Genomic DNA, 16,832 nt, shown 5'->3' on the forward strand with positions numbered 1-16,832 from the left:
TTTGCTCTAGGCTTGGGCATGGCGATGCGGATGACAAGCGGACACGGGGACCGGCGGGGCGCGGTCGTCTCGGCGCTCCTCGCGGTGCTCCTCGGCGGCTGTGTCGTGAGCCCGCAGCCGAGCCCGCCGGTCCGCGAGCCTATCCTCGACGGGGGGCTCGTCGGCGTGGTGGACGCGCTCATGCCTCTGGTCGACCAGATCACGCTCGAAGGGAAGCCGGGCGCGGTCACGCCGGCGGAGGGCGTGATCGTGGTGACGAACCTCGACACGCCCGACGCGCCGGTGGTCGCGGACGTGAACCCCGACGGGAGCTTCATCGCCACCGTGATGGCCCGGACCGAGCACGTCCTGCGGATGCAGGTGAAGCAGGGCGAGCGCCGGTCGGACCCGGCAGATCTGCGGCTCGCGGGGCCCAGCTCGACCGAGAAGACGCTCGATCACCTGCCGTGCCTCGAGCTCACGCCGGGCGCGTGGGTCACGTTCGAGGCCGACGGCGGCTCGCGCGACGTTGTCGTCCGCAACGGGTGCGCCGAGGACGTGGCCATCGAGGCGCCGCGCCTGCGCCGCGGCGCCGCGCCGTTCAGCGTCAGCCCGGAGGCGCCGTTCGTGGTGCCGCCGGGCGGGTCCACCGTCGTCACCGTGCGCGCGGACGGTGACGGGGACGAGCGCGAGGACGTGCTCTTCCTCGACGTCACGGCGCCCGAGCCCGGGCGCCGCGCGCTGACGCTCACGCTCCCCGACTGATCGGTCGGGGAAGCGACCCACGGATCACGCGCCGCGCTCGCGCGGCGCAAGGGCGCCCTTCCTCGGGAGGGGAGGGGCTCGTGCATGTCTTTCGCCTCGCCGGCGACGGCGAGGCCTTGTGTTGGAGGAACATCATGAACGTTCAGAATCGCATCAAGAGCAGCCGTATCGGTTCCGTTCTCTGGCTCGCGCTGTCGATGATCCCGCTCACGGTGGGCTGTCAGGTCGAGCTGGGCGGCGACAACACCGGCACCAATTCGGAGGAGGTGTCGGGCGGCGGTCACGGCCGCGCCTGCGGCGGCCTCGCCGGCCTCAGCTGCAAGAAGGGCTACTTCTGCGACTACGAGCTCGAGGCCATGTGCGGCGCGTTCGACATGACGGGCACCTGCGAGCGCATCCCGAAGGCGTGCACGGAGGAGTACAACCCGGTCTGCGGCTGTGACGGCAAGACGTACGGCAACGAGTGCGCCGCGAACTCGGCGGGCGTGTCGGTGGCGTCGCGCGGCGAGTGCGAGCCGCCCCCGGCGCGGGACTGCGGCGGCCTCGCGGGCCTCGCGTGCGAGCCCGGCGAGTTCTGCGACTACGCGCCCGACGCGATGTGCGGCGCGGCCGATCAGACCGGCGTCTGCGCGCCGATCCCGGAGGGGTGCACGAAGGAGTACAACCCGGTCTGCGGCTGCGACGGCAACACCTACGGCAACGCGTGCATGGCGGCCGCGGCGGGCGTGTCGGTGGCGTCGCCCGGCGAGTGCGCGCCTGCTCCGGGAGGGGTGTGCGGCACCCGCGGCGCCGCGGCGTGCGAGCCCGGGTTCTTCTGCGACTTCGCGCCCGAGGCCGCGTGCGGGGCGACCGATCTGCCGGGCGCCTGCGCGCCGATCCCGGAGGCGTGCACGTTCGAGTACAACCCGGTCTGCGGCTGTGACGGCATCACCTACGGCAACGCGTGCGCCGCGAACGCGGCGGGCGTGTCGGTGGCGTCGCGCGGCGAGTGCGCGCCCTCCGAGGTGCAGCACTGCGGCGGCCTCGCCGGCCTCGCGTGCGACCCCGGCGAGTTCTGCAACTACAGCCTGGAGGCCATCTGCGGCGCGGCCGACCAGACGGGCGTCTGCGAGACGATCCCGGAGGCGTGCACGGAGCAGTACGACCCGGTCTGCGGCTGCGACGACAAGACGTACAGCAACGCGTGCTTCGCGCACGCGGCGGGCGTCTCGGTCGCGCTGCGCGGCGAGTGCCCGCGCCGCTGAGCGAGCGCCGCGGGGGCCGGCCGCGCCGCGCCCCCGCGGCCCCGGTTCGGTAGGCGATGCGCCGCTTCAGAAATCCCGCCGGGGATCTGCCTCGCAAGCGAAGAGAATTTTTAACGTAAAGGCGCAAAGAGCGCAAAGACGCAAAAAGGCAATAATAATTGTCTTTTTTGCGCCTTTGCGCCTTTGCGCCTTTGCGCCTTTGCGTTGAATTCTCTCTCCGGATCCCTGGTGGGTGGCGCCAGGGTTGTGCGATGGATGGGGGACGGCGCGCGGCGCATGCCTGCGCTGCCCTCCTTTCCCTATGCAGACCTCTTCCTCGCCCTCCCGGTCGCTCCGCCGCGGGCTCGTCTGGCTGATGGCGGCGGTCTCCGGCGCCACCGTGGCGAACCTCTATTACAACCAGCCGCTGCTCGGGGACATCGCCCGCGAGCTCGGCGGCGCGGGCGGCTCGCTCGGGCTCGTGCCGACGATGACGCAGGTCGGGTACGCGGCGGGCATGCTCCTCCTCGTGCCGCTCGGCGACAGCCACGAGCGGCGGCGGCTCATCGTGATCATGACGGCGCTGGCGAGCCTCGCGCTGTGCGGCGCCGCGCTCGCGCCGGACCTGCCGTGGCTCATCGCGGCGAGCTTCGCGGTGGGCATCACCAGCGTGGTGCCGCAGCTGATCTTGCCGTTCGCGGCGCAGCTCGCGCCGGACGAGCAGCGCGGGCGCGTGGTGGGGATGGTGATGAGCGGCTTGCTCATCGGCATCCTCCTGTCGCGCACCGTGGCCGGCGTCGTCGGCACGCACCTCGGGTGGCGCGCGATGTTCTGGGCGGCGGCGGGGCTCATGATCGCGCTCGGCCCGGTGCTGCGCCTGGCCCTGCCGGCGCAGCCGCCGGCCGCGACGATGTCGTATCCGGAGCTCCTGCGCTCGCTCGGGCGCCTCGCCCGGAGCGAGCCTGCGCTGCGGCTGCACTCCGCGCTCGGCGCGCTCTCGTTCGGCGCCTTCAGCGCCTTCTGGGCGACGCTCGCGCTCTACCTCCAGAGCATGCCCGAGCGCCACGGCCCGCAGGTCGCGGGCTTCTTCGGCCTCGTCGGCGTGGCCGGCGCCGCCGCCGCGCCGCTCGTGGGCCGGTACGCCGACGTGCGCGGCGATCGTCGGATCAACGCGCTCGCGCTCGGGGTGCTGCTCGCGTCGTTCGGGGTGCTGTGGCTGCTCGGAGGGTGGCTGTGGGGCATCGCGCTCGGCGTCGTGCTGCTCGATCTGGGCGCGCAGGCCAACCAGATCTCGAACCAGGCGCGCGTGTACGCGCTGCGCCCCGAGGCGCGCAGCCGGATGAACACGATCTACATGACCACCTATTTCGTCGGCGGGGCGGCCGGCGCGTGGCTCGGCACCGCCGCCTGGACGCGCTGGGGGTGGCTCGGGGTGTGCGCGGCGGGCGGGGCGATGTCGGCGGCGGCGCTCGGCCTCTTGTGGGCCGGGGCGACGCGGGAGGCGCAGGGCGCGGCCGGCGGGGGCTGAAAAGGGATGCGCGGCGACCGAGGGGACCGCAGGGAGCTGCGGTCGCGACGTCAGGGCGTCATCGGCACCGCGACCAGGAGGTTCGCATTGCACATCTCGTTCTGCGTGCCCCACCCGGGCAGCACCGGGTCCTTGGCGTCGCGCGTGTCGAAGGTGCATGTCACCTCGAGCGAGGAGCTCGGGTCGAGCAGCGGCGGCGTGCGGTACCAGTACACGTCTTGCCAGTGGATGTCCCAGTCGTCCACGCGCGCAATGCAGCTCTCCTGCGCCCCCGAGGTCACGCGGATATCGAAGGTGCGCCCGCGCTCGTGCATGTGCGGCATCACGCCGAGCACCTCGAGCGGGGGCAGCGCCGGGTCGAAGGCGAGCTCTGCCCGCGTCCTCCTCCATGTATAGGCGGCGTCCTTCTGGCGGGGCGGCAGCGTGTCCGGGCCGTCCGGCTCGAAGAGGCTCGTCATGAAGCCGTCGTCCCCGACGAACACGGCGCGCCGCTCCACGGTGTCCTCGTATCGGATCCGGAGGCGCGTCGAGTCCTCGGCGGATGCGCCCGCGCGATCATGGAGGTTGTAATGCACCTGGACGACGAAATGGTCCTTCGAGGAGACCGGCGCCCCGGTGCCGCCGGGGAACTCGACGACGTTCTGCCCGGGCGCCCAGGCGAACAGCGGCTGGAACGGCAGCGCGTCGGACGGGCCGCCGAAGCACTCCCAGCCGGGCCGGTCCGGCGAGGCGTCGTCGAGCTCCGTCATCACATCCTGGTTCGTCTTGCCCTCGACGAGCGACGGCTCCGAGGGAGTCACCCGGTAGACCGTGAGGTGATGAACGATGGACCGGACCCCGGGCGTCACCTGATATCCGGTGATGAAGCGGTCGGCGTCGAGGCCCGGGTCGACAGGAAAGCACCGCCACTCGTCGTAGGCCGCGAGGGGATCGGCGGGGTCGGCCACGGGGGTGATCGGCGGTGTCATGTAGTCGACGCCGCCCTCGAGCGTGGGCACGGGCGGGGTGGGCGGCGCGCCCGCGCGCTCCCCCTCGGCGCGCGCCCCGGTCGCCCAGCGATGGATGATGTCGAGCTCCTCGGCGGTGAGCGTCGCCTCGTCCTTGAAGTCGCCGCACGAGCCGTCGTGCGCCACGAGGAACGGGGGCATATGGCCGCCCTGCACGGCGGCGTCGATCGCGCCGGCGCGCGCCTTCGCCGAGGCGTAGTCGTCGAGGCGGAAGGGCCCGAGCCCGCCCTCCTGATGACACGCGGTGCACTTGGATGCGGTGATCGGCGCGACGTCCTGCCAGAACGTCGGCTCCGGCGCCGGCTCCTCCGCCGCGCACCCGAGCGAAAACGCGAGCGGCACGGCGGCCGCGAGGCCGCGCGCTCGGAAAAGCTGGGTCTTCGATCGCATCGGTCGCCTCTCGTCGTGCTGCTTCACGCGGACCTCCAGAAAACTGTTTATCACGTACACTGTATTGTGTGTGGTATACGCAGTTATTCGATGGCTGTCAAACCCAAGCGGCGACGAAAAACTGCGACCGAGTACAGCGGAGGCGGCGACGCCGTGCGCAGCCTCGAGCTCCTCTGGGGGATCACGCGGCGGCCGAGCCGGGGGCCCAAGCCTGGCCTGAGCCTCGATCAGATCGTCCGGGCCGCGATCGAGCTCGCCGACGGCGAGGGGCTCTCGGCGCTGTCGATGCAGCGGGTCGCCGCGAAGCTCGGGTTCACCACGATGTCGCTATACCGGTACGTGCCGAGCAAGGCCGAGCTCCTCGACCTCATGCTGGACGCCGCGGTGGGGGAGCCGCCCCTCGTCGACGGCGTCCCCGGGGGGTGGCGGGCCAAGCTAGAGGCGTCGGCGCTCGCGGACTGGGCGCTTTACCACCGGCACCCGTGGTTCTTGCACGTGACGCCGGTGCGCCCCGTGATGGGGCCGAAGGGGATGGCGTCGTACGAGGCGGTGCTCCGCGCGGTCGCCGGCATCGGCCTCACCGACCGCGAGATGCTCGCCGCCGTCCACCTCGTCGATAGCTACGTTCGCGGCGCGGGGAGGCTCGCGGTGGACCGGGCCGAGGCCGAGCAGGAGACCGGCGTCACCGACGAGCAGTGGTGGTCCGAGCGCGCGTACTTCTTCGATAAGCTCTTCGACCCGGCTCGTTACCCGACGATGGCGAGGATGATGGGGTCGGGCGCGTTCGACGAGCACCCGTTCACGGAGGAGATGTTCCTGTTCGGCCTAGAGCGCGTGCTCGACGGCATCGAGGCGCTCGTCCGGTCGCGCTCCGGCCAGTGTGACGAAAGTCGCGAAACGTCACGGCCCGCAGCGCGGGATCGTGACGAAACTCCGGACGAGGCCCGGCGGACGGACGGGGCGCCGACGTGCGCGCAGTGCGGCGGCGCGATCGACCAGCCCGCCACGGGGCGGCCGCGGGCGTACTGCTCGCGGGCTTGCCAGCAGCGCGCTTACCGGGCGCGCAATGCGCCGGATCGGCGGTGATTGCCGCTCGTCCTGCCCGGCCGCCCGAGCGGCTGGAGGCCCGCGCTCGGCCAGCAGCCTCAGCGCGCCGAGAGCAGGAAGGCCGGGGCCCACCAGTAGCGGTGGAGCAGCCGTCGGTCGACGCGCGCGAAGCCGGCCTCGCGCAGCAGCGCGGCCCAGTCGTCGATGGGGTGCTCGAACGTGGTGCGGGTGGCGCCGCGGTCCACGTAGCCGAAGAGCACCGGCATCAGGAACCCCTGGGCGACCGTGTCGCGCTCGGCGCCGGCGTACTCCAGGAGCCCTTCGCGGTAGCGCTCGAGCACGTGCCGCGCGGTGTCCGGGGAGAGCGGCTCATCCATGCGCGGCGCGTCGAACTCGGCGACGAGCAGCCGGTCGCAGCGCGCGCGCGCCCAGCGGAGCAGCGCCGGCCGCTCGGCCGGGGCGATCGCGTGGAGGCAGAACGTCGCCTGCGCCACCGACCAGCGCCGCGGCGCCATGTCCGGGTCTGCGGCGAGATCCTGGAGCCGCCCGCCGAACGCCTCGACGTCGACCCCTCGGCCGGACAGCGCGGCGGTGCATCGCTCGAGCAGCGGCGCCGCCGGCTCGACGATGGTCACCCGCCGCACCGCCGGCGTGAGCGCGGGCAGCAGCGCCATCCCGTCGCCGGCGCCGATGTCGAGGAGATCGAAGGGCGCCTCCGGGTACTCGCTGGCCAGCGCCGCGCTGGTCTCCCGGTAGAGCGGCACATTGCCGCCGCCGCGGATGAAGGCGGCGAACCCCTCGGCGGACACGTACACGTTGCGCTTGCCCTCCCGGGCGACCCGCGCGAGGTGCTCCGCGGCCGCGTGGAACAGGATGTCCCCCGGCGAGGCCGCCGCGGCGCGGGCGGCGAAGGCCGCGGCGTCCGCGTAGCGCTCGTCGGAGAACGCCAGCATCGCGAGGTAGCAGAGGTCCTCCGGCGACGGCGCGGCGACGGCGGCGGCCGCTGCGTCGAGCCCGGCGGCGCGATGGCGATTCCAGATCGTGTCCAGCATGATGCTCCTTCCTGCGCGTGAACGCTGCGATCAGCCGAGCTCGGCGAGGCCCACGGGGCGATACGAGATCATCGTCGTCTCTGCTCCTTTGCCACGCCCTTCGCCCGCACCGCTTTCGCCTTTGGGGCGCTATCGCCCTTCGCGCGCGCCGCCGGCGCCTTCGCGGCGCCGTCGCCCTTCGCGCGCGCCGCCGGCGCCTTCGCGGCGCCGTCGCCCTTCGCGCGCGCCGCCGGCGCCTTCGCGGCCCCACCCTTGTCGAAGCGCACCTCGAACGCGCCGGCGTCCTCCTCGATGAACCGGAGGAGCGCCTCCCCCTCCTCGGCGAGCTCCTCGCGCGCCGCCCGGGAGAGGGCCTCGAACGGCTCGATCACGAGCGTGGCCGAGGCCTTCTTCCGCTCGATGCCCCATGTGCCGGCCACGAAGCCGTCCACGAGGAAGGTCGGCAGGATGCGCAGGTTGGCGGACAGGACGATCCGCGCGCGATGCTCGTCCGCGATGATCCGCGTGCGGTCGTCGTGCGCGAGCAGGACGTTGTCGTAATCGGGGAGAAACCGGGCCGGCGCCGCGGCGTCCGCGGGCGGCCTCGGCGCGTCGGGCAGGTCGAAGAGCTCCCGGCCCCGCTCGTCGCGGAACGTGCAGAGCTGGTCCCCCAGGGATCGAAGAACGTCCTTGATCCCGGTCAGGCCGGACCAGGTCTGCACGTCGGCCGCGGTCGCCGGACCGAACGACGCGAGGTACCGGAGCACGAGCGCGCGAGGCCCGCCGCCCTCGCCGAACGGCGCGCCCAGCCACGACGCCGCCGGGGCGAAATCCGCCGTTCCCGGGTAGGCCCACGCGGTCTCGGCGGGCACCTGGACGACCGGCAGGTGCATGCGGACCGCGAGGGCCATGGCCCGCACGTCGCCCTCGGGGTGGAGCGCGGCCAGGTGGTCGCGCAGCTCGTCCATGGTCCGCGGCTCCTCGTCGAAATACGCGCGCGCCTCGGCGACCAGCCGGGCGACGTCGAGGGCGTCCGCGCGGTCGCGGAGGATCGACCGCACCGCGGCGTGGTGCACCGGCGCGATGACCGGGTGCAGCGCCAGGTAATCCTTCGCGCTCACGAGGTGCAGCGTGCCGCGCAGGAACGGCGCCCGGACGACCTCGCGGCGCCGGATCAGCCGGACCAGCTCCTCGCGCCGGAACCCCTCGATCCGCGACCAGAGCCCGATGAACGGCGGCCGCGCCAGCTGCGCCTGGAGGGCGACCAGCCGCTCGATCCCGCGGACGGGCGCGGTCCGCTCGCGCGATAGCAGCATCTGTCGCGCGAGCGTGGCGCGGTTGAGCTCTCTTCGTGTCAGCGTCGTGGTGGGCATGCAGCCCGGCGAGCTTACCCGAAACGAGGCTCACCCCCCACGAGCCGCGAGCGCCTCCGCGTCGAGCCGGGCGCTGCCCCGCGGCCTCACGGCTCGGCCGCAGCCATCGGGTGGCAGCTGCTACACGAGAACCCGTCGGGGTGCTTCTCCGGATCGAACACGGGGACCCGGAGCACGTCGGCCATCTCGGGCAGGACCCGCTCGTACATGAAGGTGCCGAACTTCTCGCGCTCCGGGTGCGCCGGGTCCGCGACCCACTCGAAGAACGCCTCCTCGGTGCTGGGGAGCGCGGGGAGTTGCGGGTTCGGCATGGCATAAGTGCCGCCGCTCGCGTCGGCGCCGTGGCACGTCGTGCAGGTCATGGTCTCGTACTTCGCGTCGTACTCCGCGAAGAGGGCCGCCATTCGCGGCAGGACGACGTCGGTCATGTACTCGGTGCGCTCCTCGAAGCTCATGTCCTTCCACGCGACCGGCTCCGGTTCGCCGCCGTCCCCACCGCCGCACGCGGCGACGAACAGGCAAGCGACCATCGAGATGCACTTCACGGCCGTGTTGTCCCTGCTCCTCCGGCGACCTGGAGGTGGCGAGCGGTGAGGCAGCGCTGCCCCCGTCTGCGCGTCGCGCATCGCCGGTCCCAAGGTATTCATGGCTCGCATCGTCATGTCTCCTTCTGGCTCAAAGCCGGGCGCCCGGACGGCCCCGACAGGACGGGCGCTGGTTCTACCGTGATGACGAACGAGATGCCGCCCGATCGACACGCCGGGCGATCTCTTTTGTATGGCATCTACGACGGCGTTCAGGCGTGCACGCGCCCGAGGAAGTCTCGCGTCAGCGCCACGATCTCCGGGAGGTTCGTCTCGAGCGCCCAGTGCCCGCCGTCGAGGAGGTGGAGCTCGGCGTCGGGCAAGTCCCGGAGATACGCGCGCGCCGCGCCCTCGGGCATGTAGCCGTCTTGCGGCCCCCAGACGATCAGCGTCGGCGGGCGGCGCTCGCGCAAATACGCCTGGTACCGGGGGAACCATGCGAGGTTGTCCTTCAGGCCCTCCATCAAGCCCACCATGATGTCACGGCGTTCCTCGGTCATGAGCGGCCAGGAGAGCTTCCACAGATCGGGAGGGATCCTCTCCACGAGCCGCTCATCGATCTCGCCCACGAACTCGTGACGGAACCCCTCCTCGCTGACGGCCTCGTACAGCTGCTTGCGGCCCTCCGGCGTCGGGTTCGCCCAGTACCCCTTCAACGTCTCGTACTTGGGCCCGAGCTCGTCCTCGTAGATATCGCCGTTCTGGAGGATCAAGGCGGCGATCCGCTCGGGCGCCTTGATCGCCAGGCGCAGGCCGATCTGAGAGCCGTAGTCGTGCAGGTAAAGGGCGTATCGCCGGAGCCCCAGCGCCCTCGCGAACCGCTCGAGCAGGTCGGCGTACCCGTCGAAGCTGTACGCGAAGCCCGCGGGCGTGTCGCTGTAGCCGAAGCCAGGATAGTCGGGCGCGAGCAGCCGCCATCGGTCCGCGAGCGCGGGCATGAAGTTGCGGAACTGAAACGAGGACGACGGATATCCGTGCGGCAGCAGGACGACCGGCGCGTTCGCCGGACCGGCCTCACGGTAGAAGATCCGGACCCCGTCGACCGAGATGGTACGATGTCGAACCGCGAGATCGGGCGTGTGCGCGCTGTTCCGTGAATCTAGGGTGGCCTTCATGGCCGTCCTCCTAGGGCCCGCTCGGCCGGTCGTCGACCCGGCCCCGCGCCGGGCCCGCGCGATCCCGCGCGCGGCGGGTCTCGCGCTCCTCGGCGCGGCGATGCTCGCGTGCGGCGGCGACGCGTGCGACCGGGCCGCCCCCGAGCCGCCGCCCTTGCCCCTCGAGGTCGAGCTCGCCGGATGCGGCGCCGTGCGCGCCAAGGGCGTCTGCGAGCTGCCGGAGGACGGGACGATCCGCGTCTGGGTGCGGGCGCCGGCGCAGGCCCGCGCCGCGCTCGCGCTCGACGGGACGCCCGTCGCGCAGGGAGGCGCGCCGGTCCAGGGCGGCGTGCTCACCCTCGTCCACGCGCCGGACGGGGCGCGCGAGCTCGAGGTGACGGCCGAGGGCGCGGGGGCGCGGGCCTCGTTCCGCGCGCGGCTCATCCCGTCGACCGCGGCGCCCGCGCTCAAGCAGGCCGAGGCCCTGCGCCGTCAGGGCAAGCTCGACGAGGCCGCCGCGCTGCTCGGCGCCCTGTCGTCGAGCCCGGATCCCGCGACGCGGGCCCTGGCGACGGGCAAGCTCGCCCGCGTGGACCTCGCGCGCGGCAGGGTCGAGGACGCGATCCCGCGCTTCGAGGAGGCGATCCGGTCGCACCGGGCCGAAGGGAGGATCTCCGACGAGTTCCTCGATCGGTTCGCCCTGTCGTACGCCCTGCTCTACAACGGCCGGCGGTTCACCGAGGCGCGGGAGGCGCTCGACGCGCTCGGCCCGCTCGAGGCGAGCCACCCGGAGGGGCGCGCGATGAAGCAGTATTACGCGGCGCTGGTCTCGTTCGAGACCGGCGACCTGCGCTCGGCGCTCCGGCAGCTCGACGCCTCGGCCGAGGGCGCCGAGCGCCTGGGCATGCGCGCGCACCTCCGGCACGTGCTGCAGCAGCGCGCCGACGTGCTCCAGAGCCTCGGGCGCGCCGGCGAGGCGCGGGCGCTCCTGCGCGAGCTCGAGGCGTCCACGCCGCCCGACGCGCCCCCGTGCGAGCGGGCCTCGCTCCTGAACGACCTCGGGTGGAACGCGCTCCACGTGGCCGAGGCCGGCGGCCCCATCGAGGACGGGCGCGGGGCGCTGGAGCAGGCGCTCGCGCTCTACGGCGGGCCGTGCCCGAAGCCCGCGAGCAAGGCCAACGCGCTGACCAACCTCGCGTTGACCGCGCTCCGCGCGCGCGACGCAGCGGGGGCGCGCGCGCGCCTCGACGAGGCGCGGCGGGCGGTCCCGAGCCCCGACGCGCGCCTCGCGCTGCACTGGCTCGACATCGAGGGGCGCATCGCGCTCGGGCGCGGCGACGGCGCGGAGGCGCTGCGGATCTACGAGCGGCTCGCGCGGCTCGCCGAGCTGTCGGCGCTCGCGCACGGCCGCTACCGGGCTGCGCTCGGGCGCGGCGAGGCGCTCGAGGCGCTGGGGCGCCTCGACGAGGCGGACGGGGCCTACGCCGCCGCGGAGTCGACGCGCGGGGAGCTCGGCCTGCTCGCGCCGCTCGGCGAGGGCCGCGGGACGTTCCTCGGCCGCTTCGAGGAGAGCGCGCGCCTGCGCGTGGACCTCCTCTTGCGGCGCGATCCGGCGCGGGCGCTCGGGGCCGCGCGGCGGTCGCGGGCGCGCGCGCTCGCGGCGCTCCGCTGGAGCCATCGCCTCGCGTCGCTCAGCGCGGCGGAGCGGGCGCGCTGGGAGGGCGCGCTCGCGGCGTACCGGCGCGCGCGCGAGGCGTTCGACGCGGAAGGCCGGCAGGACTGGCAGCTCGCGGCGGACGAGCTCGAGCGCGCGACCGCCGCGCGGCAGCACCGCAGCCAGGCGATCCGGGCGATGCTCGACGAGGCGCTCGCGGTGCTGGGGCGCGCGGAGCCGGAGGCGGCCGACGACGGCGCGCTGCCGGCGCTGGGGGAGGGGGAGCTGATGCTCGTCTACCATCGCGTCCGCGACGGCTGGGCGGGCTTCGCGGTCACGCGGGCCGGCGTCGTCGCGGCGCGGCGGCTCGCCGCGACCTCCGCGGCGGCGCCGGACGGCGAGCGCCCCGCGGCGACGCCGGCCGGCGAGCTGACCGCGGCGACGCCGGCCGGCGAGCTGACCGCGGCGACGCCGGCCGGCGAGCTGTCCGCGGCGCTCCTGACGCCGTTCCGGGAGAGCATCGCCGCGGCGCGCCGCCTCCGCTTCGTGCCGAGCGGCGCGCTCGAGCAGGTCGACTTCCACGCGCTGCCCTGGAGCGGCGCGCCGCTCGTCGCGCACGCGCCGGTGACGTACGGCATGGATCTACCCGGCCGGAGCGAGCGCGCCGCGCCGGGCGCGGGGGGCGGCGCGCTGGTCGTGGCCGACCCGCGCGGCGATCTGCCGGCCGCGCGGCGCGAAGGCGAGATCGTGGCGGCGGCGCTCGCCGGCCAGGGGCTGCGGGTGGAGCGGCTGTCGGGCGGCGCGGCCACGCACCCGTCGCTGCGCGACGCGCTGGAGCGCCCTTCGCTCGAGGTGTTCCACTACGCGGGTCACGGCGCCTTCGCCGGGCGCGACGGCTGGGGCAGCAGCCTGCGCCTCGCCGCGGGCGGCGAGCTCGCCGTGGGGGACGTCCTGGCGCTCCAGCGGGCGCCCGCGCGGGTCGTCCTCTCGGGCTGCGACACGGCGCGCACGGCGCCGACCGCCGGCGACGCGGGGCTCGGGCTGGGCCTGGCGCAAGCGTTCCTGCTCGCGGGCGCCGGGTCGATCATCGCGGCGGCGCGGCCGGTGGACGACGCCGTGGCGGAGCGGATGATGGCGGCGCTGTACGGCGGCGCCGGCTTCGCGACCACCGACGCCGGCGCGCGGCTCCGGGAAGCGGCGCTGGCCGTGATGCGCGCGGCGCCGTCGTCGGACTGGGCGAGTTTCCGGGCGCTGGTCCCCTGAGCGCACGAAACCCTCGTCAGAGGCGCCGTGGCCGCGGCGTAGAAGACAGCGATCCCGGACAACAACGGAGAAACCGATGGTACATCGCGTCGTGTCGTGTCTTGGCGCTTTCCTCCTTGCCGCGCTCCATCTGTCGAGCGGCGCAGGCCTCGCGGCGGCCGAGCCGGCGATCCCCGACGTGGAGCTGGCGCCGGACGTCGAGCTCGCCGGGGAGGAGGGAACGGACGGCGACGGGGGGATGGATCCGTCCGACCCCCAGTGCGGCGCGTGCGCCGTGTACAGCGTGCAGGAGCAGAGGCTCTATGCGATCCTCTCGAGCGAGGGCACGGCGCCCGACATGCGCCTCGATTTCTATTCTCGGAGCCGCGAGCTCGTCGGCATCTACGTGCTCAAGTCGGGCGCGTACTTCGGCCGCGGCAGGATGGCTTATTCCGTCCCGGGGGGGCCCACGCCGGACGTGGCGGAATGGGGGGTGATGCGCTGGAGCGACAAGACCGGCGCGATCCACGAGATGCTGATCCCCCTCGTGAGCACGTGGCTGGGCTGGGACCACCTGAACAGCCTCTAGCCCTCCTCGCCGCCGGCGCGATGACCGCCGGACCGCGCCGGCGCGGGGACCGGCTCAGGGCGCGGGGACGCAGGTCCCGCCGCCGCAGTCGGCGGTGCAGAGCCAATGGCCCCTGTCGGGATCGCAGGTGCACACCGACGGCGCGCACCCCTCGTCGGCGCAGATCTGCCCCTCGGGGCAGCCCTGGGTCTTGCAGCCGACCGGGCTTGGACCGCTGCACGCGGGCTCGTCGGGCACGCACGTGCCGCCGCCGCAGTCCTCGGTGCAGGCCCACGCGCCGGTCGCAGGATCGCAGGCGCACTCCGAGGGCGCGCACCCCTCGTCGGCGCAGGTCTGGCCCTCGGGGCAGCCCTGGGTCTTGCAGCCGACCGGGTTGGGACCGCTGCAGGTGGGCTCGTCGGGCACGCAGGTGCCGCCCCCGCAGTCCTCGGTGCAGTACCACGCGCCGGACTCGGGATCGCACCCGCAGTGCGAGGGCGCGCAGCCCTCGTCGACGCAGGTCTGGCCCTCGGGACAGCCCCGTACGTGGCAGCCGACCGGGCTGGGACCGCTGCACCTCGGCTCGTCGGGCACGCAGGTGCCGCCTTCGCAGTCGTCGGTGCAGTACCACGTGCCGGTCTCTGGATCGCACCCGCAGCGCGAGGGCGCGCAGCCCTCGTCGACGCAGGTCTGGCCCACGGGACAGCCCTGGGCGTGGCAGCCGACGGGGCTCGGGCCGCCGCACTCGGCGCCGGGGCCGCTCGACGCGCTGGCGCCATGGCCGGCGCTGCTCGCGCCGCCGCCGTCACCGCCGGCGCCGCCGCCCAGCGGCGAGCTCCCGCACGCAGCGACGAGCAGCGAGAGCGCCGAGGAGCAGCAGAGCGAAAATGCGATCTTCGAGAGCCTCATCACCAAGCCTCCTGCCGCATCAATCTACGGCATCCCTCCCGCGGGTCACGGCCCCGTCGCGGCGCCGATCCGGCGATCGCCGTCTGCGGTGTGTCTCCGCGTCTGGATCTCCTCTCATGTCGCGCGTCAGGGCTCCGCATCGGCATGATGCCCCTCCGAGCAGCCTCATCCAGATCCTGATTCAGAGTGAGCGGCAGAAATGTCTGCGGAGGGCGGAATACCGACCAGCGCCTCGGCCCGCGGCGCGCGTGGCGTTTCGAGACGTGACCTGCGCGGGGCGCCGCTTCCGGGGGAGGAAGCGCTGCCGTTCGGCTCGCTCACGCTCGTCGCGGAAGTGGTCAGCAGGGCGTGGATCGAGCATCCTCTCTGCGTCATGTCTGTTTTGTTACAGCCGAGCGGGTTGGCCGATCCGGGCGTCAAGGAAACGCTTCGTGCGAGCGAGGAGCGCTTTCGGCTGCTCGTCGAGACCATCCAGGACTATGCCATCTTCATCCTGGACGACCGAGGTCATGTGGCCACGTGGAACCCGGGGGCGGAGCGGATCAACGGCTACGAGGCCAGGGAGATCGTCGGCCGCCATTTCTCGACGTTCTACCCGCCGGAGGACGTGGCCGCGGGGAAGTGCGACCGCGAGCTCGAGCAGGCGACCGCGCTCGGGCGGGTGGAGGACGAGGGGTGGCGCGTCCGCAAGGACGGCACGCTGTTCTGGGCCAGCGTCGTCATGACGGCGCTGCGGGACCGCGATGGCGCCCTGATCGGCTTCGCGAAGATCACCCGGGATCTGACGGAGCGCCGGCACGCGGAGGAGGCGCTCCGCCGGAGCGAGGAGCGCTTTCGGCTGCTCGTCGAGAGCGTCAAAGATTACGCCATCTTCATGCTCGATCCGCAGGGCGTCGTCACGACCTGGAACCGCGGGGCGCAGGAGCTCAAGGGGTACACGGCCGAGGAGATCCTCGGGCACCATTTCTCTCGCTTCTATCGGCAGGAGGACGTCCGCGCCGGCAAATGCGCGTGGATGCTCGAGGTCGCCGCCCGCGACGGGCGGGTGGAGGACGAGGGGTGGCGCGTCCGCAAGGATGGAGCGCTGTTCTGGGCCAGCGTCATCATCACGGCGCTCCGCGGCCCCCACGGGGAGCTCGTCGGGTTCGCGAAGGTCACGAGGGACCTCACCGAGCGGCGCCGGGCCGAGGAGGAGCGCCTCCGCCTCGTCCAGGCGCAGGAGGCGAACCGCATGAAGGACGAGTTCCTCGCGACGATCTCGCACGAGCTGAGGACGCCGCTCAACGCGATCCTCGGGTGGTCGTCGCTCCTGTGCGACAGCGTGAGCGACCCCGAGATCGCGAAGGCCTTCGACACGATCCGGCGAAACGCGCAGGCGCAGGCGAGGATCGTGGAGGACGTGCTCGACGTCTCGCGCATCATCACCGGCAAGATGCGCATCGAGACCAGGCCGCTGAGCTTCGCGGCCATCGTGGATCAGGCGATCGAGGTCGTCCGCCCGGCCGCGGACGCCAAGGGCATCGAGCTCGTCGTGCATGGCGGAGGGCGCCCCCTCATGCTCCTCGGGGATCCGGCGCGGCTCCAGCAGGTGGTGTGGAATCTCCTGTCCAACGCGGTGAAGTTCACCGAGAAGGGGGGGCATGTCCGCGTGGAGATCGAGCAGTCAGGGGCGAGCATCCACCTCGCCGTGCACGACGACGGGCGCGGCATCGATCCGGCGATGATCTCCCACGTGTTCGAGCGGTTCTGGCAGGCCGACAGCTCGATCACCCGCAGGTTCGGCGGCCTCGGGCTCGGGCTGTCGATCGTCCGCCACATCGTCGAGCTCCACGGCGGCACCGTCTCGGCCCGCAGCGCCGGCCATGGCCGAGGGTCCAGCTTCTTCGTCACGCTGCCCGTGCGGGCGGTGGCGTCCGCGCCCGAGCACGACGCGGAGCGACCCCCCGCGGCGGCCGCTCGGGAGCCGACGCAGGCGCAGCTGGACGGCCTCCGCGTGCTCGTCGTCGACGACGAGCCGGACGCGCGCGAGCTCGTGAGCGCCGTGCTCCGCCCGCGAGGGGCGGAGGTGCACCTCGCGAGCTCCGCGTCGGAGGCGCTCTCGGCGATCGCCGCGGTGAGGCCGGACGTCATCGTGAGCGACGTCGGCATGGCCGATCTCGACGGCTACGCGTTCATGCGGAGCGTGCGGGCGATGGCGCGGGACGACGGCGGCGCGACGCCCGCGATCGCGCTCACGGCGTACACGAGCGGCGCGAGCCAGCGGCTCGCCTTCGAGGCGGGGTACGACGAGCACCTCGGAAAGCCGGTCCACCCGGAGGACCTGGTGAGGCTCGTCCGGAAGCTCGGGCGAGGGCAGGTCTAGCTCCCTCCGGCGTGGCCCAGCGGGGCGCCCTCCGCCGCCGCGTCGCCCGCGGTGAAGGGCTCGCGGCATCACCGGT

13 protein-coding genes are annotated in these 16,832 nt (G+C 73.4%); 7 read left to right on the top strand and 6 right to left on the bottom strand.

Annotated features, from left to right (window positions below):
- Positions 1 to 30: 30 nt before the first annotated feature.
- From WMF26_RS15875 to WMF26_RS15885, 3 genes are all read left to right on the top strand, one after another.
- Entirely contained in the window at positions 31 to 744 is a 714-nt protein-coding gene (locus tag WMF26_RS15875) for a hypothetical protein (RefSeq protein WP_438001003.1), read from the top strand.
- A gap of 134 nt (positions 745 to 878) precedes the next feature.
- Entirely contained in the window at positions 879 to 1,988 is a 1,110-nt protein-coding gene (locus tag WMF26_RS15880; RefSeq protein WP_438001004.1) for a Kazal-type serine protease inhibitor family protein, read from the top strand.
- 301 nt (positions 1,989 to 2,289) lie between these two features.
- Positions 2,290 to 3,495, top strand: a complete 1,206-nt coding sequence (locus WMF26_RS15885) for an MFS transporter (RefSeq protein WP_438001005.1) — start codon at positions 2,290 to 2,292, stop codon at positions 3,493 to 3,495.
- 50 nt (positions 3,496 to 3,545) lie between these two features.
- On the opposite strand, the gene WMF26_RS15890 is transcribed toward WMF26_RS15885, so the two are convergent.
- The gene (locus WMF26_RS15890) at positions 3,546 to 4,892 is read right to left on the bottom strand and encodes a hypothetical protein (RefSeq protein WP_438001006.1); all 1,347 of its coding nucleotides are present in this window, start codon (positions 4,890 to 4,892) and stop codon (positions 3,546 to 3,548) included.
- Positions 4,893 to 4,982: 90 nt separating this feature from the next.
- Here WMF26_RS15890 and WMF26_RS15895 point away from each other — a divergent pair, with 90 nt between their 5' ends.
- The gene (locus WMF26_RS15895) at positions 4,983 to 5,978 is read left to right on the top strand and encodes a TetR/AcrR family transcriptional regulator (RefSeq protein ID WP_438001007.1); all 996 of its coding nucleotides are present in this window, start codon (positions 4,983 to 4,985) and stop codon (positions 5,976 to 5,978) included.
- A 59-nt stretch (positions 5,979 to 6,037) separates the two neighbouring features.
- On the opposite strand, the gene WMF26_RS15900 is transcribed toward WMF26_RS15895, so the two are convergent.
- The 4 genes from WMF26_RS15900 to WMF26_RS15915 form a co-directional block, all read right to left on the bottom strand.
- Positions 6,038 to 6,991 carry a class I SAM-dependent methyltransferase gene (locus WMF26_RS15900; protein ID WP_438001008.1) on the bottom strand — a complete coding sequence of 318 codons (954 nt, stop codon included), beginning with the start codon at positions 6,989 to 6,991 and terminating at the stop codon, positions 6,038 to 6,040.
- 68 nt (positions 6,992 to 7,059) lie between these two features.
- Complete coding sequence (locus WMF26_RS15905; protein ID WP_438001009.1) at positions 7,060 to 8,343, bottom strand: winged helix DNA-binding domain-containing protein; 1,284 nt, start codon at positions 8,341 to 8,343, stop codon at positions 7,060 to 7,062.
- 86 nt (positions 8,344 to 8,429) lie between these two features.
- The gene (locus tag WMF26_RS15910; RefSeq protein WP_438001010.1) at positions 8,430 to 8,990 is read right to left on the bottom strand and encodes a hypothetical protein; all 561 of its coding nucleotides are present in this window, start codon (positions 8,988 to 8,990) and stop codon (positions 8,430 to 8,432) included.
- A 149-nt stretch (positions 8,991 to 9,139) separates the two neighbouring features.
- Positions 9,140 to 10,042, bottom strand: a complete 903-nt coding sequence (locus WMF26_RS15915; RefSeq protein ID WP_438001011.1) for an alpha/beta fold hydrolase — start codon at positions 10,040 to 10,042, stop codon at positions 9,140 to 9,142.
- Between WMF26_RS15915 and WMF26_RS15920 the strand changes: the two genes are divergently transcribed.
- Both WMF26_RS15920 and WMF26_RS15925 read left to right on the top strand, forming a co-directional pair.
- Positions 10,041 to 12,938 carry a CHAT domain-containing protein gene (locus WMF26_RS15920; protein WP_438001012.1) on the top strand — a complete coding sequence of 966 codons (2,898 nt, stop codon included), beginning with the start codon at positions 10,041 to 10,043 and terminating at the stop codon, positions 12,936 to 12,938. The genes WMF26_RS15915 and WMF26_RS15920 overlap by 2 nt on opposite strands.
- A 76-nt stretch (positions 12,939 to 13,014) precedes the next feature.
- The gene (locus WMF26_RS15925) at positions 13,015 to 13,506 is read left to right on the top strand and encodes a hypothetical protein (protein ID WP_438001013.1); all 492 of its coding nucleotides are present in this window, start codon (positions 13,015 to 13,017) and stop codon (positions 13,504 to 13,506) included.
- 54 nt (positions 13,507 to 13,560) lie between these two features.
- On the opposite strand, the gene WMF26_RS15930 is transcribed toward WMF26_RS15925, so the two are convergent.
- Positions 13,561 to 14,394 (bottom strand): hypothetical protein, encoded by an 834-nt coding sequence (locus tag WMF26_RS15930; protein WP_438001014.1) that lies wholly within the window; start codon positions 14,392 to 14,394, stop codon positions 13,561 to 13,563.
- Positions 14,395 to 14,767: 373 nt separating this feature from the next.
- Between WMF26_RS15930 and WMF26_RS15935 the strand changes: the two genes are divergently transcribed.
- Positions 14,768 to 16,756, top strand: a complete 1,989-nt coding sequence (locus tag WMF26_RS15935) for a PAS domain-containing hybrid sensor histidine kinase/response regulator (RefSeq protein ID WP_438001015.1) — start codon at positions 14,768 to 14,770, stop codon at positions 16,754 to 16,756.
- Positions 16,757 to 16,832 lie beyond the last annotated feature (76 nt).

This window comes from Sorangium sp. So ce185 (genome assembly GCF_051526825.1).
GTDB lineage: Bacteria > Myxococcota_A > Polyangia > Polyangiales > Polyangiaceae > Sorangium > Sorangium cellulosum_D.

Coding starts and splice junctions, on each gene's coding strand:
- WMF26_RS15880 (WP_438001004.1), top strand. CDS start 879: ATGAACGTTCAGAATCGCATCAAGAGCAGCCGTATCGGTTCCGTTCTC.
- WMF26_RS15900 (WP_438001008.1), bottom strand. CDS start 6,991: ATGCTGGACACGATCTGGAATCGCCATCGCGCCGCCGGGCTCGACGCA.
- WMF26_RS15905 (WP_438001009.1), bottom strand. CDS start 8,343: ATGCCCACCACGACGCTGACACGAAGAGAGCTCAACCGCGCCACGCTC.
- WMF26_RS15895 (WP_438001007.1), top strand. CDS start 4,983: ATGGCTGTCAAACCCAAGCGGCGACGAAAAACTGCGACCGAGTACAGC.
- WMF26_RS15925 (WP_438001013.1), top strand. CDS start 13,015: ATGGTACATCGCGTCGTGTCGTGTCTTGGCGCTTTCCTCCTTGCCGCG.
- WMF26_RS15890 (WP_438001006.1), bottom strand. CDS start 4,892: ATGCGATCGAAGACCCAGCTTTTCCGAGCGCGCGGCCTCGCGGCCGCC.
- WMF26_RS15935 (WP_438001015.1), top strand. CDS start 14,768: ATGTCTGTTTTGTTACAGCCGAGCGGGTTGGCCGATCCGGGCGTCAAG.
- WMF26_RS15920 (WP_438001012.1), top strand. CDS start 10,041: ATGGCCGTCCTCCTAGGGCCCGCTCGGCCGGTCGTCGACCCGGCCCCG.
- WMF26_RS15875 (WP_438001003.1), top strand. CDS start 31: ATGACAAGCGGACACGGGGACCGGCGGGGCGCGGTCGTCTCGGCGCTC.
- WMF26_RS15915 (WP_438001011.1), bottom strand. CDS start 10,042: ATGAAGGCCACCCTAGATTCACGGAACAGCGCGCACACGCCCGATCTC.
- WMF26_RS15930 (WP_438001014.1), bottom strand. CDS start 14,394: ATGAGGCTCTCGAAGATCGCATTTTCGCTCTGCTGCTCCTCGGCGCTC.
- WMF26_RS15910 (WP_438001010.1), bottom strand. CDS start 8,990: ATGAATACCTTGGGACCGGCGATGCGCGACGCGCAGACGGGGGCAGCG.
- WMF26_RS15885 (WP_438001005.1), top strand. CDS start 2,290: ATGCAGACCTCTTCCTCGCCCTCCCGGTCGCTCCGCCGCGGGCTCGTC.